Here is a 25,788-nt window from a genome sequence, read left to right on the forward strand (position 1 = left end):
CCAACTTTGCTGAACACCAATCACAACGATACCCCTGATAAATTCAATCAATCGGCCTGACGACGCAGAAACGCGGGAATGTCCAGATAATCCAGATCTTCCTGCGGATTCAGCTTGGCTGCGGTGGCAGCTGCATGCGCCTGATTACGCATCACGGTCGGACGCTCGAGGTCACGATAATTGACCGCGGCCTGCTCATGCTGACGCGGTGCCGGAGCGGCGGAAGCGGCAACAGAGGTCTGCACGGTGTTGTCGACGACCTTGACCGGCTTTTCATTGCGCGGACCGAGCCCGGTAGCGACCACGGTGACATGCAGCTCATCTGCCATATCCGGATCGATCACGGCGCCAACCTTGACGGTGGCCTCATCGGACGCGAAGGCCTCGATGATTTCGCCCACGGCAGCGTACTCGCCGAGCGAAAGGTCCAGGCCAGCAGTGATGTTGACCAGAATGCCACGTGCGCCTTGCAGGTTGACGTCTTCCAGCAGCGGGTTGCGAATGGCAGCCTCGGTGGCTTCGCGAGCACGGTTCGGACCGGTGGCGCAACCAGTGCCCATCATCGCCATACCCATCTCGCCCATAACGGTCTTGACGTCGGCGAAGTCGACGTTCATCAGGCCCGGACGCTGCATGATGTCGGAGATGCCACGGACCGCACCGGCCAGTACGTCATCAGCCTTGGCGAAAGCGGCCAGCAGGCTGGCGTCCTTGCCGAGGATGGTCAGCAACTTCTCGTTGGGGATAGTGATCAGCGAATCGACGCAATCGGACAGCGCACGGATACCTTCGTCGGCCACCTGCATGCGACGACGACCCTCGAAGGGGAACGGACGGGTGACCACGGCGACGGTAAGGATGCCCATTTCCTTGGCTACCGAAGCGATGATCGGCGCAGCGCCGGTACCGGTGCCGCCGCCCATGCCGGTGGTGATGAACACCATGTCCGCACCTTCCAGTACTTCGGCGATGCGCTCACGATCTTCCATCGCCGCCTGGCGACCGATGTCCGGATTGGTACCGGCACCCAGACCTTTGGTGATGGCCGAGCCGAGCTGCAGCACGGTGCGTGCTTCAACTTTCTTCAGCGCCTGGGCGTCAGTGTTGGCGCAGATGAATTCGACGCCTTCGACGTTATTGCGAACCATGTGGTTCACGGCATTGCCGCCACCGCCACCGACACCGATGACCTTGATGACTGCACTTTGCGGGGTATGATCTACGAGTTCGAACATTTCCCTCTCTCCTTCCAGCTTTCTAGTTTTGGTTGTTACAGCGCACTGCTTAAAAATTGCCCTGGATCCAGCCCTTGAGCCGGTCCAGAACAGACGTCTTTGGTTCGTCGGCGAAACTGCCGATGCCAGACACGGGAATGCCGTCGGCCTGCTTTTGCAGTCCGTACAGCAACAGGCCCACGCCCGTTGAATAGATGGGGTTACGTACTACGTCGCTCAGTCCCTTGACGCTGTGCGGCACGCCCAGGCGCACCGGCATGTGAAAGATTTCCTCGGCCAGGTCGACGGCTCCTTCCATCTTCGCTGTACCGCCTGTGAGAACGATCCCGGCCGGGACCAGATCCTCGTATCCGCTACGACGCAGCTCGGCCTGGATCAGAGTGAACAGCTCGTCATAGCGCGGCTCGACCACCTCTGCCAGAGCCTGCCGCGAGAGTTCGCGCGGTGGGCGATCGCCGACGCTGGGAACCTTGATGGTCTCGCCTGCACCGGCCAGCTTGGCCAACGCGCAAGCATAACGAATCTTGATCTCTTCGGCATACTGGGTCGGCGTGCGCAATGCCATGGCGATGTCGTTGGTGACCTGATCGCCGGCGATCGGGATGACCGCGGTATGACGAATCGCGCCTTCGGTGAAAATGCAGATGTCGGTAGTGCCGCCGCCGATGTCCACCAGGCAGACGCCCAGCTCTTTTTCATCGTCGGTCAGTACCGCGTGTGCAGAGGCCAGTTGCTCCAGGATGATGTCATCCACTTCCAGGCCGCAGCGACGCACGCACTTCTCGACATTCTGCGCCGCATTCACCGCGCAGGTGACCACATGGACCTTGGCCTCGAGGCGCACGCCGGACATGCCCAGCGGTTCGCGCACACCTTCCTGGTTGTCGATCACGTAATCCTGCGGCAGCGTATGCAGCACGCGCTGGTCCGCTGGAATGGCCACAGCCTGGGCGGCGTCAAGTACCCGCTCCAGGTCCGCGGCGCTGACTTCACGGTCGCGGATCGCGACGATGCCATGGGAGTTCAGGCTGCGAATGTGGTTGCCCGCCAGGCCGACGAAGGCCGAATGGATGCGGCAGCCAGCCATCAGCTGAGCTTCTTCGATAGCGCGCTGAACCGACTGCACGGTGGATTCGATATTGACCACCACGCCCTTCTTCAACCCGCGCGAAGGATGGGTACCGATTCCCACGATTTCCAGCTCACCATCGGCAGTCACCTCACCCACCAGCGCCACCACCTTGGAGGTGCCGATGTCCAGGCCGACGATCATCTTGCCGCTTTGCACGCTCGACATGTGTTTCATTCCTCAATTCTTCGCAGCGACGGTCGTATCCGTCACAGTCGGGACCGGCTCATGCCAGGCGACGGCCAGGCCGTTCGCATAGCGCAGATCGATCCGTGCGATCTTCTCGCTTTCCTGCTCCAGCGCCTTTTGATAGATGGCGGTGAAGCGACGCATTTTTTCTACAACCTGGTCCCGCCCCAGCAGCAACTCGACGCCCTGGTTGGTGGTCAGGAACCAGCTTCCACGCTCGCGCAGCTCCAGACGGGAAATGGAGAATCCCAGTGGGCGCAGCATCTGGCTGAGCATCTGGTATTGCTGCATGACACGCTGTTGGGCCCGCTTCGGACCATATAAATGTGGCAAGTGTTCATATCGGGTCAGGTCATCCGGCGAGAAAGCCTGCCCTTTATTGTTAAGCAATGCTTCGCCCCCCCAGCGGGCAATCGGCAATTGCTCATCCAGCCGCACCATCACCTGGTCCGGCCAGACGCGGCGGACTTCGACATGAGCGATCCACGGCATCTGTTCCAGTTGGTGGCGCATGCCGTTCAGATCAACCTTGAAGAAGCTCTGCTCGACGAAAGGCGCTATGCGCTGCTGGACCGCCTCGCGACTCACATAGCCCAGTTCGCCCTGCACACTGACCTTGGCGATCGGCCGATCGGCATAGGGCAGCAGCCGCTCGCCCAGCTCGTAAAGCCCGACCGCCAACCCGACCAGTAGCACCGGCCAGACGAAACGCTTCAGCCCGACGAGGCTCGGCTTCGGCAGGCGCTGCGACAGCGGCTGCGGTTGCACCAGGCGGCTCGCACCCCGTTGCGCGGGCTTGCGCGAGGCGCGGCCGCTTCCGGGTTGCGAATGGCGCAGCGTGGCGATCATGGCTAGCTCCCCGCCTCGAGGCTGTCATCGAGAATGCTCAGGACCAGTTGCTGGAAATCCAGACCGGCAGCACGCGCCGCCATGGGCACCAGGCTGTGATCGGTCATTCCCGGCACGGTGTTCACTTCAAGCAGCCAGAAATCGCCGTTACCGTCCTGCATCACGTCAACCCGGGCCCAGCCGCGGATACCCACCGCTTCGCAGGCACGTGCCGACAGCGTCTTCAGTTCCTGTTCGCGCACCGCGTCGAGGCCACAAGGAATGCGGTACTGGGTATCGGAAGCCAGGTACTTGGCGTCGTAGTCGTAGAAGGTGTGTGGCGTGCCCAGGCCAATCGGTGGCAGTACCTGGCCGTGCAGCACCGCCACGGTGAATTCCGGGCCTTGTATCCACTGCTCGACGAGTACTTGCGAGTCGTAGCTGCTGGCGGCACGCCAGGCTTCGATCAGCTCGGTGAGCCCGCCGACCTTGGCCATGCCGATGCTAGAGCCTTCGTGGGCCGGTTTGACGATCAGCGGAAAACCCAGGGTTTCCGCTGCAGCCTTGCAATCGGCCTCCGTAGCCAGCACGGCATGCTGCGGCGTCGGCAAGCCAAGGCTCTGCCACACCTGCTTGGTGCGCAGTTTGTCCATGGCCAGGGCCGAAGCCAGAATGCCGCTGCCGGTGTAGGGGATACCGGCGCATTCCAACAGGCCCTGCATGCTGCCGTCTTCGCCACCACGACCATGCAGGACGATGAAGGCACGATTGATGCGCTCGTTGCTCAGGCGTTGCAGCAGGTCATCGCCGGCATCGATGCCGAACGCATCCACACCGGCCTCCTGCAACGCGGCGAGTACCGCCGCGCCGGATTTCAGGGACACTTCGCGTTCGGCACTCTTGCCACCGAAGAGCACGGCGACACGACCAAACGCCTTGGGGTCGCGAGTCGAATGCAGGGTCGTCATTTGGATTTCCTCGCGGCGCCATCGCCACCGAACAGCGGACTCTTGAGCAATTGCGGCGCCAGGCCACCGATGTCACCGGCTCCTTGGCAAAGCAGAATGTCGCCGGCACGCAGCAGCGGCTTGACCAACGGAGCGAGGTCGACGCCACGCTCGACGTAGATCGGGTCCAGCTGGCCGCGCTGGCGGATGCTGTGGCACAACTGGCGGCTGTCGGCGCCAGGTATCGGCTCTTCGCCGGCCGGATAGACTTCCATCAGCAGCAACACGTTGGACTCGCCGAGCACCTGCACGAAGTCGTCGTAGAGGTCGCGGGTGCGGCTGTAGCGATGGGGCTGATAGACCATGACCAGGCGCCGCTCCGGCCAGCCACCGCGGACTGCCTTGATCACTGCGGCGACTTCGCGCGGGTGATGACCGTAGTCGTCGACCAGCATCACGCTGCCGTCCTCGACCGGTAGATCGCCATAGACCTGAAAGCGGCGGCCGACGCCTGCGAACTCCGCGAGGCCCTGGACGATGGCTTCGTCGTCGATACCTTCATCGGTAGCAATGGCGATGGTGGCCAGGGCGTTCAGCACGTTGTGGTTGCCCGGCATGTTCACTGACACATCCAGCGGCTCACAGCCATCGCGCAGCACCGTGAAGAAGGTACGCATGCCTTCCTGACGGACATTGGTGGCGCGCACGTCGGCGTCTTCGCTGAAACCGTAGGTCGTGATCGGCCGGCCGATCTGCGGAATGATCTCGCGAACGAACGGGTCGTCGACGCAGAGCACTGCCAGGCCGTAGAACGGCAGGTTGTGCAGGAACTCGACGAAGGTTTTCTTCAGCTTGCCGAAGTCGCCGCCATAGGTGCTCATGTGGTCGGCATCGATATTGGTGACCACCGCGACCATCGGCTGCAGGTGCAGGAAGCTGGCATCGCTTTCGTCGGCCTCGGCGATCAGATAACGGCTGCTGCCGAGCTGCGCGTTGGTACCGGCCGCAGTGAGTCGGCCACCGATGACGAAAGTCGGATCGAGCCCGCCGGCGGCAAAAACCGAAGCCAGCAGACTGGTAGTAGTGGTCTTGCCATGGGTGCCGGCGACAGCAATACCGTGCCGGTAGCGCATCAGCTCGGCAAGCATCTCGGCACGTGGAACCACTGGAATACGCTGTTCGAGCGCCAGGGCGACCTCCGGGTTGGCCGAATTGACCGCGCTGGACACCACCAGCACGTCGGCGCCGGCAACATTACCGGCCTGATGACCGATGAAAATCTGCGCACCGAAGCTCTGCAGCCGATCGGTACTGGCGGATTCCTTGAGGTCCGAGCCCGACACCTCGTAGCCGAGATTGAGCAGCACCTCGGCGATGCCGCACATGCCGACCCCGCCGATACCGACGAAGTGAATGCGACGAATGCGCCGCATACGGCGGACTTCGGCTTTTACCGCGGCGGGAGATTTAGCCACGGGCCACCTCCAGACAGATATCGACCACGCTGCGGGTGGCGTCGGGCCGGGCCAGACGGCGCGCGATAGCGCCCATGGCCTTGAGTTTTTCCGGCTGCATCATTACCTCGGTCAGCTGAGCGGCAAGCACGGCCGCATCAGTCTTGGCTTGCGGCAGAAGGACGGCAGCGCCCTCCTTCGCCAGATATTCGGCATTGCGTGTCTGGTGGTCGTCGATCGCATGGGGCAGCGGCACCAGAAAAGATGGCAACCCAGCGGCGGCAAGCTCGCAAACGGTGAGCGCTCCGGCACGACAGATGACCAGATCGGCCCAGGCGTAGGCCCGCGCCATGTCCTTGATGAAGGGCGCGACTTCCGCCTCGACGCCGACCTCGGCATAACGCTGCGTGGTGATATCGGCGTGCTGCTTGCCGGCCTGATGAAACACCTGCGGCCGCGCATCCGCCGGTACCTGGGCGAGCGCGGCGGGCAGCAGTTTGTTCAGCGGTTCGGCACCGAGACTGCCGCCCAGTACCAGGAGGCGCGGGCGACGATGCGCAAGGGCATCGCGGGGCGTCTCGAGGAACAGCTCCTCACGCACCGGATTGCCGGTGGTGCGGCGCTTGGCGCTGGCCTTGAAGGTTTCCGGGAAGGCTTCGCAGACGCGACTGGAAAGCGGCGCGAGGCAACGATTGGCGGTCCCAGCGACGGCGTTCTGTTCGTGAATCACCAGGGGTACCCCGGCCAGCTTGGCAGCCAGTCCGCCCGGACCGGTAACGTAGCCGCCCATCCCCAGCACGCAGACCGGTTGCAGCTCGCGCACGATGCGACGCGCCTGGAACAGCGAGCGAATCAACTGCAGCGGTGCCTTGATCAGCGAAACGATGCCCTTGCCGCGCAATCCGCTGACCTGAATCAGATGCAGCGGCAGGCCAGCGGCGGGTACCAGTTCGTTCTCGATGCCGCGCGGCGTGCCGAGCCAGTGCACGGAGTAGCCGCGGGCCTGGAACTCACGAGCACAGGCGAGCGCCGGGAAAACGTGGCCACCGGTGCCGCCGGCCATGATCAGTACATTAGCGGCCATGGGCGACCTCCTTGGCCGGCGGCTCGGCGAAATCGGCCTCGTCGAACTCGGTGTCCTCGCTGCCCAGCACGGTGCGGCTTTCCCATTCGATGCGCAGCAGCAGCGCCATGCTTGCGCAGGTCACCACCAGCGAGCTGCCGCCATAACTGAGGAACGGCAGCGTCAGGCCCTTGGTTGGCAGCAGACCTACGTTTACTCCCACGTTGATCAGGAACTGTCCCAGCCAGAGGAACGCCATCCCCCAGGCCACATACGCCGCGAAGAACTGCCGGGCCTTCTCTGCCCACAGACCGATATACAGTGCGCGAACGCCGACGAAGGCGAACAGCGCGATGGTCGCCAGTGCGCCGACCATGCCCAGCTCTTCGGCCAGTACGGAGAATACGAAGTCGGTATGCGCCTCGGGCAGGTAGAACTGCTTTTGCACGCTATTACCCAGGCCGACGCCGAACCATTCCCCGCGGCCGAAGGCGATGAGCGCCTGGGTCAGCTGGTAGCCGGCGCCGTACTGATCAGCCCAGGGGTCGGTGAAAGTGATCAGGCGCTGCAGACGGTATTCCTGGGTCTGCACCAACACCACCACGGCACCCACCGCGGCGATCACCAGCAGACTGAAGCGGATCATGCCAACACCACCGAGGAACAACATCGCCACTGCGGCGCCCATCATGACCACGGTCGCACCGAAATCGGGCTCCAGCAGCAACAGGAATGCCATGGGCAGCAGGACCAGGAAGGGTTTGGCAAAGCCCCACATGCTTTCGCGAACTTCCTCTTGCCGGCGCACCAGATAGCCGGCCAGGTAGATCACCACGAAGACTTTCGCCAGCTCGGACGGCTGCACGTTGAAGGCGCCGAAACCGATCCAGCGCATCGAACCGTTCACTTCCCGGCCGATTCCCGGCAGCAGGACCAGGATCAGCAGGCCGAACGCCGCCAGCAGCAGCATCCAGTCCAGGCGTTGCCAGACCGACAGCGGTACCAGCAGCATCGCAATTCCCGCGCCGAGGCCCAGCGCCACATAAACCAGATGGCGACTCATGTGATACAGCGGATTGCCGGCATTGACCGCCGCGACTTCGGACGACGCCGAAGTGATCATCACCAGACCCAGGCCAAGCAAAGCCAGACAGCCGGCGAGCATGGGGAAGTCAAGATCCAGACCGCGGCGGCCGAACAAGGGCGAAGGAGCATGGCGCAGGAAGGCGAGCATCAGTCGAGCGCCTCCACCGCAGCGGCGAACAGGCGACCGCGCTCTTCGAAATTCTTGAACATGTCCAGACTGGCACAGGCCGGCGACAGCAATACCGCATCGCCTGCTTCGGCACACTCGGCGGCGCGCTGCACGGCTTCGCCCAGTGTTGCAACATGAACCAGGGTGGTGGCATCGGCCAGCGCGGCCGCAAGACGTTGCGCATCACGACCGAGCAGCACCACGGCACGGCAATAGCGTGCAATCGGCGCGCGCAGCGCGGAGAAGTCTGCGCCCTTGCCATCGCCACCGGCGATCAGTACCAGCTTGCCGTCGATATCCGCACCCAGGCCTTCGATCGCAGCCAGCGCGGCACCGACATTGGTGGCCTTGGAATCGTCGTAATAGCTGACGTCGCCACGCTGGCCAACCCACTGGCAGCGATGCGGCAAACCTACGAACTGGCGCAACGCCTCCAGCATCGGCTCGAACGGCAGACCCACCGCGTGCCCCAGCGCCAGCGCTGCCAGAGCATTGGACTGATTGTGCGCACCACGCATCTTCAGCTCGCGAACCGGCATCAGCGCATCGAACTGGAACGCCAGGTACTTCTCGCCTTTTTCCTCGAACAGCCCAAAGCCCTTGAAGTCCGGCTTGCCGAGGCCAAAGGTCCAGGTCGGCAGGTCATCCGCGACCAGCGGACGGCTGAGCCGGTCATCGCGATTGACCACCACCTGACGCGCGCCGCGGAAAATTCGGTGTTTGGCCTGATGATAGGCTGGCAGGCCGCTGTAGCGGTCCATATGGTCTTCGCTGATGTTCAGGCAGGTCGCCACTTCGGCATTTAGCTGCTCGGTGGTCTCCAGCTGAAAGCTGGACAGCTCCAACACATAAAGCTCGACGTCGTCTGCCAACAGATCGAGCGCCGGCGTGCCCAGGTTGCCACCAACCGCCACGGTGCGCCCTGCCGCCACGGCCATCTCGCCGACCAGCGTGGTCACAGTGCTCTTGGCGTTGGAGCCGGTGATCGCAATGATCGGCGCCTTGGCTTCGCGGGCGAACAGCTCGATATCACCGGACAGCTTGACCCCACGCGCCGCGGCTTCCTGCAGCGCTGGCGTACTGACCGCCAGGCCCGGGCTCACCAGCAGCTCGCTGGCGGTGCAGAGAAACTCGACGTCCAGCTCGCCACAGCGCACTTGCACGTCTGGATACTCGGCCTTGAGCGTCGCCAGCTCCGGCGGGTTCACACGGGTATCAGCGACGGCAAACGGCAGGCCCCGGCGCGCCAGATGGCGAACCAGGGACATGCCGCTCTTGCCGAGGCCGACAACGATGCGGAACTGGTCGGAAGCGATGAGCACTCTTGATTACCTCAGTTTCAGGGTGGCAAGGCCGACGAGCACCAGGATCACAGTGATGATCCAGAAGCGCACGATCACCCGGGGTTCGGGCCAGCCCTTGAGTTCGAAATGGTGATGGATCGGCGCCATGCGAAACACGCGCTTGCCAGTCAGCTTGAAGCTCGCCACCTGGATCATCACCGAGAGGGTTTCCATCACGAACACGCCGCCCATGATGAACAGCACCACTTCCTGGCGAACGATCACGGCGATGGTGCCCAGCGCCGCGCCGAGCGCCAGCGCACCGACATCGCCCATGAAGACCTGGGCCGGGTAGGTGTTGAACCAGAGAAAGCCGAGGCCGGCCCCGATCAGCGCGCCGCAGAAGACGATCAGCTCACCTGCACCCGGCACATAAGGAATGAGCAGGTACTCGGCAAAGTTCACGTTGCCCGAGAGGTAGCAGAAGATGCCCAGGCCGCCGCCGACCATGACCGTTGGCATGATCGCCAGACCGTCGAGGCCGTCGGTCAGGTTGACCGCGTTGCTCGAGCCGACGATGACGAAGTAGCTCAACACGACAAAACCAATCCCGAGTGGAATCTCGATGTTCTTCAGGAGCGGCAGAATCAGCGTGGTTTCGACCGGTGTCTGCGCAGTCATATAAAGGAAGACCGCGGCGCCGAGGCCAAAGACCGATTGCCAGAAATACTTCCAGCGGCTTGGCAAGCCCCGCGAGTTCTTCTCGATCACCTTGCGGTAGTCATCGACCCAACCGATCGCGCCGAACAGCAAGGTCACCGCCAGCACCACCCAGACGTAGCGATTGGACAGATCGGCCCAGAGCAAGGTGCTGATGCTGATGGCGCTGAGGATCAGCGCACCACCCATGGTCGGCGTGCCGGATTTGGACAGGTGCGACTGCGGACCGTCGGTACGCACGGACTGGCCAATCTGGCGCATCTGCAACGTACGGATCAGCCAAGGCCCCATCCACAGCGACAACACCAGCGCGGTGAGGACGCCGAGAATTCCACGCAGCGACAGGTACTGAAAGACCGCGAAGCCTTTGTGGAACTGTTGCAGATACTCGGCGAGCAGCAGCAGCATCAGTGTTTCTCCATGGATGGCCCAGCGAGCGCATCGACGACTTTGTCCATCGCCGCGCTGCGTGAGCCCTTGATCAGAATGGTGGTACCGCTGCCCTGTTCGGCTCGCAGGCTGTCGATAAGGCTGGCCTGGTCGGCGAAGTGCCGAGCGCCTGAACCGAATGCCTGAATTGCGTGGGCCATCAGAGGCCCGACGGCATAAAGCGTGTCGATCTTGCCAGCGGCATAGGCGCCGACGTCGCGATGGCCCTGCGCGGCCCACTCGCCCAGCTCGCCCATATCGCCAAGCACAAGGATGGTGCGACCGGCAAAGCTGGCCAGCACGTCGATGGCGGCACAGATCGATGCCGGATTGGCGTTGTAGCTGTCGTCGATCAGGCGCACACCGTTGGCCAGCATTTGCGCCACGGCTCGGCCTTTGACCGGTTGCAGGCTCTCGAGCCCCGCCACTACGGCCTCGGCCTCGATACCCAGCGCATAGGCTGCCGCGGCTGCCGCCAAGGCGTTGGCCACGTTATGCCGGCCCAGCAGATTGAGCTGGGTGCGAAGATTGCCCAGCGGGCCAGTCAGCACGAAATTCGGGCAGCCACGCTGGTCGTAGGCGATCGACCCGGCGGAGAAATCCACGAGGGGGTCGTCCAGGCCGAACGATACGATGCGCTTGCCCGCAGCGCGCTCAGCCCAGATCGAATAGGCTTTGTCGTCACGGTTGAGCACGGCAGTGCCGGATGCGTCCAGGCCATCGAGAATCTCGCCCTTGGCCTCGACGATCTTGTCTGGGCCACCGAACTCGCCGACGTGGGCGGTGCCCGCATTGGTAATTACGCTGACATCCGGGCGCACCAGATCGACGGTGTAGGCAATATCGCCGGGCCGCGAAGCGCCGAGTTCGATGACGGCGCTGCGATGACTGGTGCTCAACTCCAACAGCGTCAGTGGCGCTCCCAAGTCATTGTTGAGGTTGCCGCGAGTGGCCAGTACGGCGTCCTGGCCATGAGCGCTGCGTAGAATGCTGGCGAGCATTTCCTTCACGCTGGTCTTGCCGCTGGAGCCGGTGATCGCTGCGACCGGACCGTTGAATGCGGCGCGATTGAGCGCGCCGAGCTGCCCAAGCGCCAACCGGGTATCGGCAACGACAAGCTGCGGCAGGCCTGCATCTGCAATTTCACGCTCGACCAGTGCTGCAACGGCGCCTTTGGCGGCGACGTCCGCCAGATAGGCATGACCATCGAAGCGTGGCCCGGTCAGCGCAATGAACAGCTGGCCAGGTTCGATGGCCCGGCTGTCTGTGCTGACGGCAGTGAAGCTGGCATCCGCTCCGACCAGGCGGCCAGACAGCGGTAGCTGCAATTCGCTCAGGCGCATCGACTCAAGCATTGGCCTTCTCCCAGACGGACAGCGCCCTGCAGGCTTCCTCGAGATCGGAGAACGGCAAGCGTTCGCCGCGAACTTCCTGATAGTCCTCGTGACCTTTGCCGGCCAGCACGACCACATCTTCCGCTCGCGCGGCCGCGATCAGACTGGCGATTGCCTGCGCGCGGCCATGGCTGAAAGTGACCGCCGCAGGATTGCTGAACCCCGAACGGATACCCTCGAGAATCTGTTCCGGGGCCTCATTGCGCGGATTGTCATCGGTGACCACGACGCCGTCGGCCAGCCGCTCCGCGACTTCAGCCATCAGCGGGCGCTTGCCGGTATCACGATCACCGCCGCAACCGAACAGACAAAGCAGCCTGCCGCGCGCGTGTGGACGCAGCGCGGTGAGGACTTTCTCCAGCGCATCAGGGGTGTGTGCGTAGTCGACCACGATCAGCGGATGGTCGCCGCCACCCAGCCGCTGCATGCGGCCGGCGGGGCCTTGCAGTTCAGGCAGCACGGCCAGGATTTCGTCCAGCGGATAGTCCATGCCAAGCAGGGCCCCGACGGCGGCCAATACATTGCTGACGTTGAAACGCCCGAGCAGCGGACTGCGCAACGAGCGCTCGCCCTGCGGCGTGATCAGCCGAGCATGAATGCCGTCGTCGTCGAGACGCGCTTCAGCGCAGAACAGGTAGGCCGTGGGGTCTTCCAGGCTGTAGGTGATCAGGCGCGATTCGTGCTCCTCGCCGGCCAGCACGCGGCCAAAGGCATCGTCGAGGTTGATTACCCGACAGTTCAGCCCGGGCACCTCGAACAGGCGCGCCTTGGCAGCACCATAAGCATCCATGCTGCCGTGATAATCGAGGTGGTCACGCGACAGATTGGTGAACACGGCGACATCGAAATCCAGGGCCGCGACGCGCCCCTGATCGAGACCATGCGAGGACACTTCCATCGCTACCGCGCGAGCGCCCTCTTGTTTGAGGTTCGCCAGTGTCGCCTGCACGCCGATGGCGTCCGGCGTGGTATGGCGTCCCAGTTCCAGCTGTCCGTGGAATCCGGTGCCAAGCGTGCCGATGATTCCGCAGGGTTCGCCGAGCCGATCGAGCGCCTGGGCAATCAGCTGGCTGACACTGGTCTTGCCGTTGGTTCCGGTCACACCGACCACACGCAGGCTGCGGCTGGGCTCGCCGTAGAAGCGGCCGGCAATCGCCGACAGCTGTTCTGCCAGATGCAGCACCGGAACCATGACTGCGTTGCCGGTCAGTGACTGGTCGAGGCCTTCTGCCTCATAAGCGACCGCGGCCGCGCCACGGGCGACGGCATCCTGTATGTGATCGCGACCATCGAACTGCAGACCCGGTACAGCGAGGAACAGGTCTCCGCCGCGAACCTTGCGACTGTCGAGTGTCAGCTCACGGATCAGCACGTCGCTGCCGGCCTGAGGCAGCAGGTGATTCAATGGCATCGGCATCAGATACGCCCTCCCTTGCCCTTTGCCGCTTCGGCGGTCTGCAGCTCGGCAGGCGGCGGCAGATTGTCCGGTGCGACGTTCATCAGCCGCAGGGCGCGCGCCATGACCTTTCCGAACACCGGTGCCGCGACCAGTCCGCCGTAGTACTGTCCTTTGCTCGGCTCGTCCACGACGATCACCGCAGCGATGCGCGGATTGGAAAGTGGCGCAACCCCGGCGAAGAACGAGCGATAGGCGTCTTTGGTGTAGCCGCCGGTGCCGGAAATCTTCTTCGCGGTACCGCTCTTGCCGCCTACGTGATAGCCCGGCACCTTGGCACGAGCGCCGCCGCCACCCTCGTCTTCCACGACCGCGCGCAGCATCTGCAGAACGATGCCGGAAATCTCTTTGTCAATGACCTGCACGCCGTCCTGGGTGCGATCCAGACGCAACAGAGAGAGCGGCACGTTGCTGCCCTGGTTACCCAGCACGGCATACGCATGCGCCAACTGTACGGCGGTCACCGACAGGCCATAGCCGTAGGCAAGCGAAGCCGTCTCAGCGTCTCGCCACTTGCGATGATTGGGCAGATTGCCGACGCGCTCGCCGGGGAAACCCAGCCCGGTATCCTGGCCGAAACCGGCCTGTTGCATCACCGCGTATACCGGCTCGGCGCCGATATCCAGGGCGATCTTGCTGATGCCGACGTTGCTCGACTTCATCAGAATCCCGGTCAGCGTCAGCATGCCGCCACGGGAGACATCACGAATCGTGTAGCGGCCGATACGCATCCATCCGGGCAAGGTATTGACGACCGAATCCGGCTGATATTTGCCGGTACCCAGCGCCGCCGCGATGCTGAAAGGTTTGACGGTGGAACCGGGCTCGAAGACGTCGATCATGGCGCGATTGCGCATTGCCGCGGGCTGCAGATTGCGCCGATTGTTCGGGTTATAGGTAGGCTGGTTGGCCATGGCGAGGATCTCGCCGGTCTTGACGTCGACCATCACCAAGCTGGCGGCTTTGGCACCGTATTCCTGCACAACGTTGCGCAGCTCGCTGTGCGCGAGGTACTGCAGGCGCAGATCGATCGACAATGCCATCGCCTTGCCGGCCTTGGCGTTCTTTACGACCTGAACGTCCTTGATCAACCGCCCGCGACGATCCTTGAGAACCTGACGCTTGCCTGGCACACCAGCCAGCCACTCGTCATACGCGAGTTCCATGCCCTCACGGCCACGATCATCGATATCGGTGAAGCCGACCACATGGGCAGCCACTTCGCCAGCCGGATAGAACCGACGGAACTCTTCTTGCGCATAAACTCCGGGGATCTTCAGGTCGAGGACTTCCTGCCCCTGCTCCGGGGTAAGTCCGCGCACCAGATAGATGAACTCGCGCGACGCCTGCGACCTGAGACGCTCGCTCAGCGTGGCAGCATCCTGACCCAGCGCCTTGGCCAAGTCCGGCCAACGCGACTTTGCTGCCTGCAGCTCTTTGGGATTGCCCCACAACGTGGTAACCGGCGTGCTCACCGCGAGCGGTTCACCGTTGCGATCGGTGATCAGACCACGATGCGCAGGAATCGGGATATGCCGAACGCTGCGCGCATCACCCTGCCCCTTGAGGAAGCCCTGATCCATCACCTGAAGATCGACGATACGCCAGACAATTGCACCGACCAGCAGCGCCAGCAGCGTGAGCACGATACGAAACCGCCACGGATACAGCGCACCTTGAAGGGTCATGGCTTCACCAGCCTGACGTCTGCCGCTTCGGGGATATGCATGTGCAACTGCTCGGTCGCCAGCGTCTCGATGCGGCTGTGCGCAGTCCAGGTGCTCTGCTCGAGGATCAACCGCCCCCACTCGGCCTGGGCCTTGTCACGCACGCTAAGCTCACCGTAGAGCTCGTTGAGCAACTGACGATTCCAATGCGCCGAGTAGGCAACTGCGATCGCCGACAGCAGGACACTGACGAACAGCACCAGCATCAACAGGCTGCCGCTGGGCATGGAGCGCATTACCTTGGTCACCGCAGCTTCTCCGCCACGCGCATTACCGCACTGCGCGAACGCGGGTTGCCCTTGACCTCGGCATCGGAAGCGTACTGCGGCTTGCCGAGCAGCTTAAGGCGCGGCTCGAATGCCTTCGGAATGATGGGCAGGTCGCGTGGCAGCTTGTCCGCCTCGCCCTTGGCGTGGCGGCGCATGAACTGTTTGACGATGCGGTCTTCCAGCGAATGAAAGCTGATGACCACCAGCCGGCCGCCCACTTCCAGTGCCTCCAGGGCTGCATCAAGGCCATGCTCCAGGTCGCCAAGCTCATTGTTGATGTAGATGCGCAGTCCCTGAAACGCACGAGTCGCCGGATTCTTGCCCTTCTCCCAAGCGGGGTTGGCCTCAGTCAGGACCTTGGCGAGGTCGGCGGTACGTTCGAAAGGCGCCGCTTCGCGGCGCTGCACCACCGCACGAGCCATGCGCTTGGCGAAGCGCTCTTCGCCATAATCCTTGAACACCCGTGCGATCTCATCTTCGTCGGCGTGCGCTATCCAATCGGCCGCACTGACGCCTCGGCTAGGATCCATGCGCATGTCCAGAGGACCGTCGTTAAGAAAACTGAAGCCGCGCTCGGGGTCGTCCAGCTGCGGTGACGAAACGCCCAGATCCAGCAAAACGCCACTGACGGTTCCGCTCCAGCCGCGCTGCGCCACTTCTTCGCCAAGTTCGGCAAAACTTCTCTGCACAACGACAAAGCGGCCGTCCTCGGCCGCCAGTGCTTGCCCCGTAGCGATGGCTAACGGATCCTTGTCGAATCCCAGCAATAGGCCATCAGGCCCAAGCTGCTGAAGCAGTAGCCGGCTGTGACCACCCCGCCCAAAGGTGCCATCCAGATAGCGTCCGTCGGGGCGCACGCTCAGCGCCGCGACGGCTTCGTCGAGCAACACGGTGATATGTCGCAAGCTGCTGATCTGGTTCACAGGATTAGGTCACGTAGTTCTTCCGGCAGACCGCCGGGTTGCTTGATGGCCGCCAGGTCCGCGTCAGAAACCGCGTTCCAGTCGTCCTCGTTCCATAGTTGAAACTTGTTCAGTTGCCCTACCAACATCGCGCGCTTGTCCAGCCGAGCGTACTCACGAAGACGCGGCGGCACCACGACGCGCCCACTGCCATCCATCTCCAGATCGACAGCATTACCAATCAGCAGGCGTTGCAGGCGACGGGCCTCTTCACGCAAGGAGGGCAATTCGCGGAGCTTGGCTTCGATCAGCTCCCACTCGGGCAAGGGGTAAATGCACAAACAACGGTCCACGGCGTCGATCGTGATGATCAGCTGGCCATCGCCACGGGAATTCAGCTCGTCGCGATACCGGCTGGGCATGGCTAGCCGGCCTTTGGCGTCGAGACTGATGGCGTTAGCTCCGCGAAACACGGCTGCGCTTCCCCTGAATTAGCTATCCATGCCCATATTTACCCACTTTCTGCCACTTCCTACCACTTGTGCGCACTATAGAAACGCAGCCGCCCCACCGTCAAGGCGAGCCAGACGGGAAAAAGCCTTACGGAGCGGCAATTTAGCGACGTTGAGAGATAATTCGAGCGGAGAATGCGAAGAGGACTGGAAGCATCTTCAGAGACAACAGCGAGTTGCTCAACAAAGTTAAAGTACTTTGTTAAGAGCAAGAATGTTTCGGAATTAAAAATGGGGTATTGCTAAGGAAGAAAGGAGGAGAGTCGATCTGTAAGCCGGGTTCTGTCGAGGACAGCCATTCCTCTCCGACAGCCATCGCTGACTGCCTCTAGCAACCTACCCGGATCCAGCGCGGGCCACGCCGATGGATCCCTATTTGGTCTTGCTCCAAGTGGGGTTTACCTAGCCACGGACTGTTGCCAGCCGCGCGGTGCGCTCTTACCGCACCTTTTCACCCTTACCGGCACCGAAGTGCTTAGGCGGTTATTTTCTGTGGCACTTTCCGTAGGCTCGCGCCTCCCAGGCGTTACCTGGCACTTCGCCCTATGGAGCCCGGACTTTCCTCCCTCCCTTTTTGCGGAACAAAAAGAGACAGCGACTGTCCGATCGACTCTCCAGGCGCCAGAGTATCGCCGCAACGCTCTGCCTGCAAGCTCACCAGGCGGCACGAGGCCCAGGCCCACCTCCTATTTGCGTTCCAGCGCCGCCTGGTACAACAGATTCTTGCGCACACCGGTAATATCGGCTGCGATTGCGGCCGCCCGCTTGAGCGGCATTTCTGCCAACAGCAGATCGAGCACCCGGAGCGCCTCTGCGCTCACCGCGCTCTCGTCTAGCGGAGCATGCCAACCCTCTACAAGCACCACGCACTCGCCGCGCTGCTGATTGCTGTCGGCCTCGACCCACGCGTGCAACTCGCTCAGCGGCAGCCCTTTCAGCGTTTCGAACGTCTTGGTCAACTCTCGGCCGAGCACGGCAATTCGATCGCCACCGAACACATCTCGAAAGTCGCCAAGCGATTCCAGTATGCGGTGCGGAGCTTCGTAGAAGATCAGCGTGCGCGGCTCTTCTTTCAGCGCTTCGAGTCGTGCACATCGTGCAGCAGCCTTGGCAGGCAGAAAGCCTTCGAAGATGAATCGATCCGAGGGCAACCCAGCCGCCGACAGTGCGGCGATCAGCGCACAAGCACCCGGCACCGGCACCACTGCAACCCCAGCGGCACGCGCCTGGCGCACCAGGTGATATCCCGGATCGGAAATCAATGGCGTACCCGCATCGGAGATCAGCGCGACATCCTCTCCACCTTGCAACCGCCCGATGAATCGCCCCCCCTCTTCACGCTCGTTATGCTCGTGGCAAGCTGCCAGCGGCGTCTGAATACCGAAGTGCGCGAGCAACCGAGACGAGTGACGGGTATCCTCCGCGGCTATCAGCGACACCTCTCGCAGCACCCGCAGCGCTCGGGCACTGATGTCCTCCAGATTGCCGATCGGCGTGGCGACGACATAAAGCGTCCCCATTCCGGAATTCGCACCACCACTGGCAGTCACAAGGGCTTACCTCTGTCACGGAAATGCGCATTGTAGCCCGATTCACCGCCGCAACATCGCCGCCACTCCAGCGCTTGGGTACAATCCGCCAACACTCGCCAGTGCTTTCAGGAACGATCAAACAATGGCTTGCTTACGCCCCCTTCTACTCCTGTGCGTCGCAATCATGCTCGCAGCTTGCGCCAGCTCTCCCTCTTCGACATTGGGCGAACTGCCTCGCACACCACAGGCCTCCACCCAGCAACTGCTGGAGAAAGCCGACCAAAGCGACCCCGAACAAGCCGTACAGCTGCGCCTGGCCGCCGCCGACCAGAGCATCCAACAGGGTAACCATGCCCAGGCTCGCAGCATTCTGGAAAAGGTTCAGCTGGATACACTGAAACCAGCGCAGCAGATCTTCGCATTGACACTGCAGGCCGAAATCGCACTAGCCGATGGCAAACCGGAACAAGCCGAGCAAGCACTGCAGCACCCTGCGTTTGAACGCCTGGGCGAGCTACCAGTGGCGCAGCAGGTTCGTAGCCAGCTGGCGCGGGCGGAAGCGCTGGAGGCGACCGACAAGCCCCTCGCCGCTGCGCGCGAACGGGTTTTCACTGCTCCACTCCTGAGCGGCGAGCAAGCCAGAACCAACCACGAAGCCATCTGGAAACTCATATCCGCACTTCCCGAGCAGCAACTGCAAGGCGCGGCAGATGACGATCTCGCCGGCTGGCAGTCGCTGGCGCTGTCACTGAAACGCGCCGGCACCGTTGCCCAGCAACAGCGCGCCATTGACGACTGGATTGCACAAAACCCCCAGCACCCTGCCGCAGAACAGCTCCCTGAGCCGCTGCAGAAACTTCGTGAGCTGGCCGATCAGCCCCTGAACAACATTGCACTGCTGCTCCCCATGGACGGCCAGCTGGCAAGCGTCGCTCGCGCCCTGCGTGACGGCTTCCTCGCGGCACACCTGCACGCGCAGCAATCCGGCCAGGCGCTGCGCATCGAGCTTTATGACAGCACCCGCATGACCTCCATCGACGAGTTCTACCGACAAGCCCAGGCTGCCGGCGTACAGCTGGTCGTGGGCCCGCTGGAAAAGGATCTGGTGCGCCAACTGGCCGAGAGGGATCAGCTGCCGATCACGACACTCGCCCTGAACTACAGTGACGCCGGTCAGAGCACCCCACCCCAGCTGTTCCAGTTCGGCCTGGCTGCCGAGGACGAAGCCCGCGAGGTCGCGCGCCGCGCATGGGCGGACGGCCATCGCCGCGCCATCGCACTGGCTCCTCGCGGAGACTGGGGCGGGCGGATTCTGGATGCCTTCCGCCAGAGCTGGGAAGAAGCCGGCGGAACACTGGTTGCAGCCGAGCCATTGGCCGAGCCCGTGCAACTCGCCAACCAGATCGCCGATCTGCTGCAACTGCGCAATAGCGAGAGTCGTGGCGGACGGGTCAGCAGCATCACTGACGCCTCGACGAGCAACCAGCCCACTCGCCGGCAGGACGTCGACTTCCTGTTCCTGGCAGCCACTCCGCAGCAGGCCCAGCAAGTCCGACCCACCCTGATCTTCCAATATGCGGGCGACCTTCCGGTATACGCCACCTCTCACCTGCATGCAGCCAGCCATGATCGCACCCAATACCTCGACCTCGAAGGCATTCGTTTCGCAGAAACCCCTTGGCTATTGAACGACCAACTCCCATTGCGCCAGGAAGTCGAGCAGAAATGGCCGCAGGCGGGCGGCAGTCTGGGTCGACTGTACGCAATGGGTGCGGACGCCTACCTTCTCGCGCCGCGGCTGAATCAACTGCTGGCACTTCCGGATACTCAACTCGACGGCCTCTCCGGCACGCTCAGCTTGAACCCGCAGCAGCGCATCGAGCGTCAGCTTCCATGGGCCGAGTTCCGCGACGGCGAGGTCCAGCGCCTGGACAACATGCAGTAATGAGCGACAGCCAGAGCAGCGGACGCTCTGCCGAAGCACTCGCGCTGCGTCACCTGTGCGATCAGGGCCTGCGCCTGCTGACGCGCAACTGGTCCTGTCGCAGCGGCGAGCTTGATCTGGTCATGCTCGACGGCGATACAGTAGTATTCGTCGAGGTCCGCTACAGGCGCTACGCCGCCTGGGGTGGCGCCCTTGAAAGCATCGATGCGCGCAAGCAGCAGAAGCTGATCAAGGCTGCCCAGCTCTTCCTGCAGAAGGAAAGCCGATGGGCCCGGAGCCCTTGTCGCTTCGACGTCGTTGCGATCACATCAGCCGGGCAGACCGAGAATCTGAACTGGATCCGCAACGCATTTGATAGCTGAACGATTCATTACGCAGCGACTGCTGCACGATGCCGCCCAGCCCTAGCGAACCGCAAGCGCATACCGGCGCGATAGCCGGAGGCGCTTGCAACCTTTAAGGTCGAACACAATGGACATGCAAACCCGAATCCGCCAACTGTTCCAGGCCAGCATCGAAACCAAGCAGCAGGCCATGGAAGTCCTGGCCCCAAGCATCGAGCAGGCCGGCCAGGCGATGGTCAATGCCCTTCTTAGCGAAGGCAAGATTCTTACCTGTGGCAACGGCGGCTCCGCCGGCGACGCGCAGCATTTCTCCTCCGAACTGCTCAACCGCTTTGAGCGTGAGCGGCCGAGCCTTCCCGCCATCGCTCTGACCACCGACAGCTCGACGATCACCTCGATCGCCAACGATTACAGCTACAACGAAGTATTCTCCAAGCAGATCCGCGCCCTGGGTCAGCCAGGCGACGTATTGCTTGCGATCTCTACAAGCGGCAATTCCGCCAACGTGATCCAGGCCATCCAGGCAGCTCATGACCGGGAGATGCTGGTAGTGGCACTGACTGGCCGAGACGGCGGCGGCATGGCGTCTCTGCTGCTGCCAGAAGACGTCGAAATCCGCGTACCAGCCAAGGTAACCGCCCGCATCCAGGAGGTGCATCTGCTGGCTATCCACTGCTTGTGCGACCTGATCGACAACCAATTGTTCGGAAGTGAGGAATGAACGTGCCCCGCCTGCCTGTTATCGCCCTAGGTCTGTGTCTGGCCGTCAGCGGCTGTAGTTCGGTACTGACCGCAACCCGCGACGACCCAATTGCCGATAACCGCGGCACCCGCACCATCGGCAGCAAGATCGACGACTCGCTGATCGAGACAAAGGCTGCGGTCAATATCGCCAAGGCCCATCCCGACCTTGATCAGGGCTCGCACATAGTCGTAGCGAGCTACAACGGCGTCGTACTGCTGGCCGGACAGACTCCGCGCGCAGAACTCAAGGAAACGGCCGAACGAGCTGCAGGCAGCGTGCAGCGCGTCAAGCGCGTCCACAATGAACTGCAGATCCTGCAGCCCTCCTCTGCACTGGCACGCAGCAACGACTCTTGGCTGACCACCAAGATCAAGACCCAGATGCTCGCAGATAACAGCGTGCCGGGCTCGCGGATCAAGGTGATCACCGAAAACGGCATTGTCTATCTGCTGGGCCTGGTTACCCGCCAGGAAGGCAACCGCGCAACCAACCTCGTGCAGAGCGTCAGTGGCGTGCAGCGTATCGTCAAACTGTTCGAATACATCGACTGACCGACTTTGGCGCCCGATAGGCCCGGGCGCCGCGCTCGTCTACTTGACCACCTTCAAACTCGGACGTCCGCCCGGCCGCGGCGCGTCGTCACCACCGCTCTCGCTTGGCGCATCGTCGTCCGGCGGCGTCGGCTCGATCTCGAACACCATGCCCTGCCCATTTTCCCTGGCATAGATGGCCATCACAGCAGCGGACGGCACGTTCAACGAGTGAGCAACGCCACCGAAACGCCCCTCGAAGCTGATCGCCTCATTATCCATGTGCAGGTGGCGTATGGCGCTTGGCGCAACGTTCAGCACGATCTGCCCGTCACTGGCGAACCCGGCAGGGACCTGCACGCCGGGATAATCGACGTTGACCAGCAAGTGCGGCGTGCAATCATTGTCCACGATCCACTCGTAGAGCGCCCTGACTAGATAGGGGCGACTTGAATTCATGGGAACCCTCTCTCAGCGCATGTTGCGCTCGACGGCGGAAAGACTGGCCTGAAAGGCCTCGCGGGCGAAACTGCGCTCCATATAGTCAAGCAACGGCTTGGCAGCTCGAGGCAACTCGATACCGAGTCTGGGCAAACGCCAGAGGATAGGCAACAGGCAGCAGTCGACGAGACTGATCTCGTCACTCATGAAGTACGGCTTTTCCGCGAATATCGGCGACACGCCGGTCAAGCTTTCACGAAGCTCTTTGCGCGCCTGCGCGCGTTGCGGCTCAGCGGTACGCTGGTCAAGGATACGGTCGGCCAGCGAACACCAATCTCGCTGAATGCGATGAACCAGCAGGCGAGTATTCGCCCGCGCAACCGGATAGACCGGCAATAAAGGGGGATGGGGGTAACGCTCTTCCAGATATTCCAGAATCACACCCGGCTCATACAGTGCCAGATCGCGATCCACCAGCGTCGGAACACTGGCATACGGGTTCACCTCGGCCAGCTTGGCCGGACACTGCCCCGCCTCGACGTCAAGTATGTCCACACTGACGCCTTTCTCTGCGAGCACGAGACGAACGCGATGGGAATAGTGGTCGGCGGGATCGGAGTAGCAGCCCAACCGATTGGTTGCAGCCATAGGTCCTTCCTCACTCTTTTATCTTGAAGCAGAAAAAACACGCGCGCCCAGAGGGCGCGCGCAGGGTACAGCAGTTGCGGCTTGCAGCTTAGTGAACGTCTTTCCAGTACTCACGCTTGAGCAGGTAAGCGAACACGAAGAACACCGCCAGGAACAGCAACACATAGGTACCGATACGCTGGCTCTCCAGCTTGACCGGGTTTGCCGAATAGGCAAGGAAGGTCACCAGGTTCTTGATCTTCTCGTCGTACTCGGCCTCGGAGAGTGTGCCGGTACCAGGCTCGACGACCATCTGATCGCATGCCTCCTCGGTGATCGGTGTGCCGGTCAGAGGATCGAACTGCTTGCGACCGTCTTCGACCACCTGCACCTGCTTGCAGCCCACGACGCGACGCCCCTGAAGCGGAGCCAGCACGTGCGGCATACCCACGTTCGGGAAGACCGTGTTGTTGACGCCATAAGGGCGGGCCGGATCTTCGTAGAAACTGCGCATGTAGGTGTACAGCCAGTCGTTGCCGCGAACGCGAGCAACCAGGGTCAGGTCCGGCGGAGCGGCACCAAACCAGACTTTGGCGTCATCAGCCTTCATGCCGATCTTCATGTGATCGCCAAACTTGGCATCAGCAAAGACGATGTTGTCCATCATGACCTCTTCGGGAATACCGAGGTCAGTGGCAACACGCTCATAACGCTGGTACTGCGCGCTATGACAACCCATGCAGTAGTTGGCGAAAGTCTTCAGACCGTCCTGCATGGCCGCTTTGTCAGTCAGGTCGATATCGACCTTATCCAAGTGCACCTCGGTCCCTGCAGCGGAGGCAAAGACCGGCAGGATTGCAAGAATCAATGCAGCAAATTGCTTTTTCATCAGCCAGCCACCCTTTGCGGAACCACTTTGGTCTTCTCGAGCTTGGTATAGAACGGCATCAGGATGAAGTAGCCGAAGTAGATAGCAGTACATATCCGCGCGAGCAGAGTGCGCTCGGGAGTCGGTGCAAGTACGCCAAGCACGCCGAGAATGATGAAGGATACACAGAACGCCAACAGCGTTACTTTGCTCATCCAACCCTTGTACTTCATGGATTTGACCGGGCTTCGATCCAACCAGGGCAACACGAAGAGCACTGCGATCGCCGCCCCCATGGCAATAACGCCAAGCAGCTTATCCGGCACCGCGCGCAGAATCGCGTAGAACGGAGTGAAGTACCAAACAGGAGCAATGTGTGCCGGAGTCTTGAACGCGTTCGCCACTTCGAAGTTCGGCTTCTCAAGGAAATAGCCGCCCATCTCAGGGAAGAAGAACACGACCGCACAGAAGACGAAGAGGAATACTACGACACCGACAATGTCTTTAACGGTGTAGTAAGGGTGGAACGGGATGCCATCGAGCGGCACGCCATTCTCATCCTTGGTCTTCTTGATATCGACACCCATCGGGTTGTTCGAGCCAACCTCGTGCAGCGCCAGGATGTGCAGAACGACCAGGCCAAGAATGACGATTGGCAGCGCGATCACGTGCAGCGCGAAGAAGCGGTTCAGCGTGATGCCTGAGATGAGGTAGTCACCGCGAATCCACTGGGTCAGGTCACCACCGATGACCGGAATGGCACCAAACAGCGAGATGATTACCTGGGCACCCCAGTAGGACATCTGTCCCCAAGGCAGCAGATAGCCCATGAAGGCCTCAGCCATGAGCGCCAGATAGATCATCATGCCGAAGATCCACACCAGCTCGCGCGGCTTCTGATAGGAGCCGTAGAGGATCCCACGAAACATATGCAGATAGACCACCACGAAGAACGCAGACGCGCCCGTGGAGTGCAGGTAACGGATGATCCAGCCGTACTCAACGTCGCGCATGATGTATTCGACGGAGGCGAAGGCGCCCTCAGCCGAAGGCTCGAAGCTCATGGTCAGCCAGATACCGGTAAGTATCTGATTGACCAGTACGAGCAGCGCCAGCGAACCGAAGAAATACAAGAAGTTGAAGTTCTTGGGGGCGTAGTACTTCGAAAGATGGTCTTCCCACATCTTGGTCGCGGGGAAGCGGGCGTCGACCCATTCCATGAACTTGCTCATCAGGCGTTCTCCTGGTCCACACCGATGATGATTACATTATCGGTCTCGTACGAGTGCGGGGGCACCGGCAGGTTCAAGGGAGCTGGCTGCGACTTATAGACGCGACCGGCCATATCGTATTTGGAACCATGGCAAGGACAGAAATACCCACCAAGCCAATCGGCACCGAGATCGGCCGCAGCCACCTCAGGACGGAAGGACGGCGCACAGCCGAGGTGAGTACACAGACCGACCACCACGAGCAACTCGGGCTTGATCGACCGGTTCTTCGGATCGACATAAGCAGGCTGCTCGGAAGCCTTGGACTCAGGATCGGCTACCTGGCCGGCAACCTTCTCCAGATTTCCGAGGACCTCGTCGGTCCGACGCACGATAAATACCGGCTGACCGCGCCACTCGGCGACCATCTGCTGCCCCGGCTCGATCTTGCTGATATTTACCCTTACCGGCGCACCGGCCGCCTTGGCCTTGGCACTCGGGAACCACGATCCCACAAACGGGACCGCAGCACCCACCGCTCCTGCAGCGCCCACCACCGAAGTGGCGGCCACAAGGAAGCGACGCCGGCCTGCATTCACGCCGTCATTGCTCATTCAGTCGTCTCCCATCAGCTTCTTATGGCCTGCTTGACGCAGGCATGTACCACGTAAAATTGGGCCGCGAAAAATTCGCCAAATGGTAAAGAAAAGGCCTTCTTCTGACAAGGTAATAGCCTGTCACATAAGCCCTAAT

The 25,788-nt window shown here is 62.0% G+C and carries 25 protein-coding genes and 1 other RNA gene; 4 read left to right on the top strand and 22 right to left on the bottom strand.

Annotated features, from left to right (window positions below):
- Positions 1-47 precede the first annotated feature (47 nt).
- From ftsZ to rsmI, 17 genes are all read right to left on the bottom strand, one after another.
- Positions 48-1,235 (bottom strand): cell division protein FtsZ, encoded by a 1,188-nt coding sequence (ftsZ, locus tag LW136_RS16835; protein WP_014821333.1) that lies wholly within the window; start codon positions 1,233-1,235, stop codon positions 48-50.
- A 49-nt stretch (positions 1,236-1,284) separates the two neighbouring features.
- Complete coding sequence (ftsA, locus tag LW136_RS16840) at positions 1,285-2,532, bottom strand: cell division protein FtsA (protein WP_125862198.1); 1,248 nt, start codon at positions 2,530-2,532, stop codon at positions 1,285-1,287.
- Between the two features lie 12 nt (positions 2,533-2,544).
- Positions 2,545-3,402 (bottom strand): cell division protein FtsQ/DivIB, encoded by an 858-nt coding sequence (locus LW136_RS16845; protein WP_234173229.1) that lies wholly within the window; start codon positions 3,400-3,402, stop codon positions 2,545-2,547.
- Positions 3,403-3,404: 2 nt separating this feature from the next.
- The gene (locus LW136_RS16850) at positions 3,405-4,349 is read right to left on the bottom strand and encodes a D-alanine--D-alanine ligase (RefSeq protein WP_234173230.1); all 945 of its coding nucleotides are present in this window, start codon (positions 4,347-4,349) and stop codon (positions 3,405-3,407) included.
- Positions 4,346-5,803 (bottom strand): UDP-N-acetylmuramate--L-alanine ligase, encoded by a 1,458-nt coding sequence (gene murC / locus LW136_RS16855; RefSeq protein WP_031297283.1) that lies wholly within the window; start codon positions 5,801-5,803, stop codon positions 4,346-4,348. The genes LW136_RS16850 and murC overlap by 4 nt, the downstream gene beginning before the upstream one ends.
- Positions 5,796-6,866, bottom strand: coding sequence for an undecaprenyldiphospho-muramoylpentapeptide beta-N-acetylglucosaminyltransferase (gene murG, locus LW136_RS16860; protein WP_234173232.1), 1,071 nt, complete (start codon positions 6,864-6,866; stop codon positions 5,796-5,798). Before murG ends, murC begins: the two co-directional genes overlap by 8 nt.
- Complete coding sequence (gene ftsW / locus LW136_RS16865; RefSeq protein ID WP_014821339.1) at positions 6,856-8,079, bottom strand: putative lipid II flippase FtsW; 1,224 nt, start codon at positions 8,077-8,079, stop codon at positions 6,856-6,858. Before ftsW ends, murG begins: the two co-directional genes overlap by 11 nt.
- Complete coding sequence (gene murD, locus LW136_RS16870; RefSeq protein WP_256449917.1) at positions 8,079-9,422, bottom strand: UDP-N-acetylmuramoyl-L-alanine--D-glutamate ligase; 1,344 nt, start codon at positions 9,420-9,422, stop codon at positions 8,079-8,081. Before murD ends, ftsW begins: the two co-directional genes overlap by 1 nt.
- A 6-nt stretch (positions 9,423-9,428) precedes the next feature.
- Positions 9,429-10,511 (bottom strand): phospho-N-acetylmuramoyl-pentapeptide-transferase, encoded by a 1,083-nt coding sequence (gene mraY / locus LW136_RS16875; RefSeq protein WP_014821341.1) that lies wholly within the window; start codon positions 10,509-10,511, stop codon positions 9,429-9,431.
- Complete coding sequence (locus tag LW136_RS16880; RefSeq protein ID WP_234173233.1) at positions 10,511-11,887, bottom strand: UDP-N-acetylmuramoyl-tripeptide--D-alanyl-D-alanine ligase; 1,377 nt, start codon at positions 11,885-11,887, stop codon at positions 10,511-10,513. The genes mraY and LW136_RS16880 overlap by 1 nt, the downstream gene beginning before the upstream one ends.
- Positions 11,880-13,343: a UDP-N-acetylmuramoyl-L-alanyl-D-glutamate--2,6-diaminopimelate ligase gene (locus LW136_RS16885; RefSeq protein WP_228207441.1), complete on the bottom strand. Its 1,464-nt coding sequence runs from the start codon at positions 13,341-13,343 to the stop codon at positions 11,880-11,882. The genes LW136_RS16880 and LW136_RS16885 overlap by 8 nt, the downstream gene beginning before the upstream one ends.
- Positions 13,343-15,070 (bottom strand): peptidoglycan D,D-transpeptidase FtsI family protein, encoded by a 1,728-nt coding sequence (locus LW136_RS16890; protein WP_023444853.1) that lies wholly within the window; start codon positions 15,068-15,070, stop codon positions 13,343-13,345. Before LW136_RS16890 ends, LW136_RS16885 begins: the two co-directional genes overlap by 1 nt.
- The gene (gene ftsL, locus LW136_RS16895; protein WP_218857949.1) at positions 15,067-15,345 is read right to left on the bottom strand and encodes a cell division protein FtsL; all 279 of its coding nucleotides are present in this window, start codon (positions 15,343-15,345) and stop codon (positions 15,067-15,069) included. The genes LW136_RS16890 and ftsL overlap by 4 nt, the downstream gene beginning before the upstream one ends.
- Positions 15,346-15,353: 8 nt before the next feature.
- On the bottom strand, positions 15,354-16,301 hold the full coding sequence (rsmH, locus tag LW136_RS16900) for a 16S rRNA (cytosine(1402)-N(4))-methyltransferase RsmH (protein WP_044315474.1): 948 nt from the start codon (positions 16,299-16,301) through the stop codon (positions 15,354-15,356).
- Positions 16,298-16,753, bottom strand: a complete 456-nt coding sequence (gene mraZ / locus LW136_RS16905; RefSeq protein ID WP_003302783.1) for a division/cell wall cluster transcriptional repressor MraZ — start codon at positions 16,751-16,753, stop codon at positions 16,298-16,300. The genes rsmH and mraZ overlap by 4 nt, the downstream gene beginning before the upstream one ends.
- 294 nt (positions 16,754-17,047) lie before the next feature.
- Positions 17,048-17,406: RNase P RNA component class A (rnpB, locus tag LW136_RS16910), an RNA gene on the bottom strand.
- Positions 17,407-17,478: 72 nt separating this feature from the next.
- A complete protein-coding gene (gene rsmI / locus LW136_RS16915) occupies positions 17,479-18,342 on the bottom strand; it encodes a 16S rRNA (cytidine(1402)-2'-O)-methyltransferase (protein WP_041014820.1) in 864 nt (287 codons plus the stop codon).
- A gap of 124 nt (positions 18,343-18,466) precedes the next feature.
- Between rsmI and LW136_RS16920 the strand changes: the two genes are divergently transcribed.
- The 4 genes from LW136_RS16920 to LW136_RS16935 all read left to right on the top strand — a co-directional run bounded on the left by LW136_RS16920 (position 18,467) and on the right by LW136_RS16935 (position 21,909).
- The gene (locus tag LW136_RS16920; RefSeq protein ID WP_191122330.1) at positions 18,467-20,269 is read left to right on the top strand and encodes a penicillin-binding protein activator; all 1,803 of its coding nucleotides are present in this window, start codon (positions 18,467-18,469) and stop codon (positions 20,267-20,269) included.
- Positions 20,269-20,631, top strand: coding sequence for a YraN family protein (locus tag LW136_RS16925; protein ID WP_014821349.1), 363 nt, complete (start codon positions 20,269-20,271; stop codon positions 20,629-20,631). Before LW136_RS16920 ends, LW136_RS16925 begins: the two co-directional genes overlap by 1 nt.
- Positions 20,632-20,740: 109 nt before the next feature.
- Positions 20,741-21,334 carry a phosphoheptose isomerase gene (locus LW136_RS16930; protein WP_013981954.1) on the top strand — a complete coding sequence of 198 codons (594 nt, stop codon included), beginning with the start codon at positions 20,741-20,743 and terminating at the stop codon, positions 21,332-21,334.
- Complete coding sequence (locus LW136_RS16935) at positions 21,331-21,909, top strand: BON domain-containing protein (protein ID WP_014821351.1); 579 nt, start codon at positions 21,331-21,333, stop codon at positions 21,907-21,909. The genes LW136_RS16930 and LW136_RS16935 overlap by 4 nt, the downstream gene beginning before the upstream one ends.
- Positions 21,910-21,948: 39 nt before the next feature.
- Here LW136_RS16935 and LW136_RS16940 read toward each other — a convergent pair whose 3' ends face one another.
- The 5 genes from LW136_RS16940 to petA form a co-directional block, all read right to left on the bottom strand.
- A complete protein-coding gene (locus LW136_RS16940) occupies positions 21,949-22,347 on the bottom strand; it encodes a ClpXP protease specificity-enhancing factor (RefSeq protein ID WP_003302790.1) in 399 nt (132 codons plus the stop codon).
- Between the two features lie 12 nt (positions 22,348-22,359).
- Positions 22,360-22,977 carry a glutathione S-transferase N-terminal domain-containing protein gene (locus LW136_RS16945; protein ID WP_090519234.1) on the bottom strand — a complete coding sequence of 206 codons (618 nt, stop codon included), beginning with the start codon at positions 22,975-22,977 and terminating at the stop codon, positions 22,360-22,362.
- An 88-nt stretch (positions 22,978-23,065) separates the two neighbouring features.
- The gene (locus LW136_RS16950) at positions 23,066-23,845 is read right to left on the bottom strand and encodes a cytochrome c1 (protein ID WP_191122334.1); all 780 of its coding nucleotides are present in this window, start codon (positions 23,843-23,845) and stop codon (positions 23,066-23,068) included.
- Positions 23,845-25,056: a cytochrome b gene (locus LW136_RS16955; protein WP_042928466.1), complete on the bottom strand. Its 1,212-nt coding sequence runs from the start codon at positions 25,054-25,056 to the stop codon at positions 23,845-23,847. Before LW136_RS16955 ends, LW136_RS16950 begins: the two co-directional genes overlap by 1 nt.
- On the bottom strand, positions 25,056-25,649 hold the full coding sequence (petA, locus tag LW136_RS16960; RefSeq protein WP_014821354.1) for a ubiquinol-cytochrome c reductase iron-sulfur subunit: 594 nt from the start codon (positions 25,647-25,649) through the stop codon (positions 25,056-25,058). The genes LW136_RS16955 and petA overlap by 1 nt, the downstream gene beginning before the upstream one ends.
- Positions 25,650-25,788: the final 139 nt, after the last annotated feature.

This window comes from Stutzerimonas kunmingensis (assembly GCF_021432085.1).
Lineage (GTDB): Bacteria > Pseudomonadota > Gammaproteobacteria > Pseudomonadales > Pseudomonadaceae > Stutzerimonas.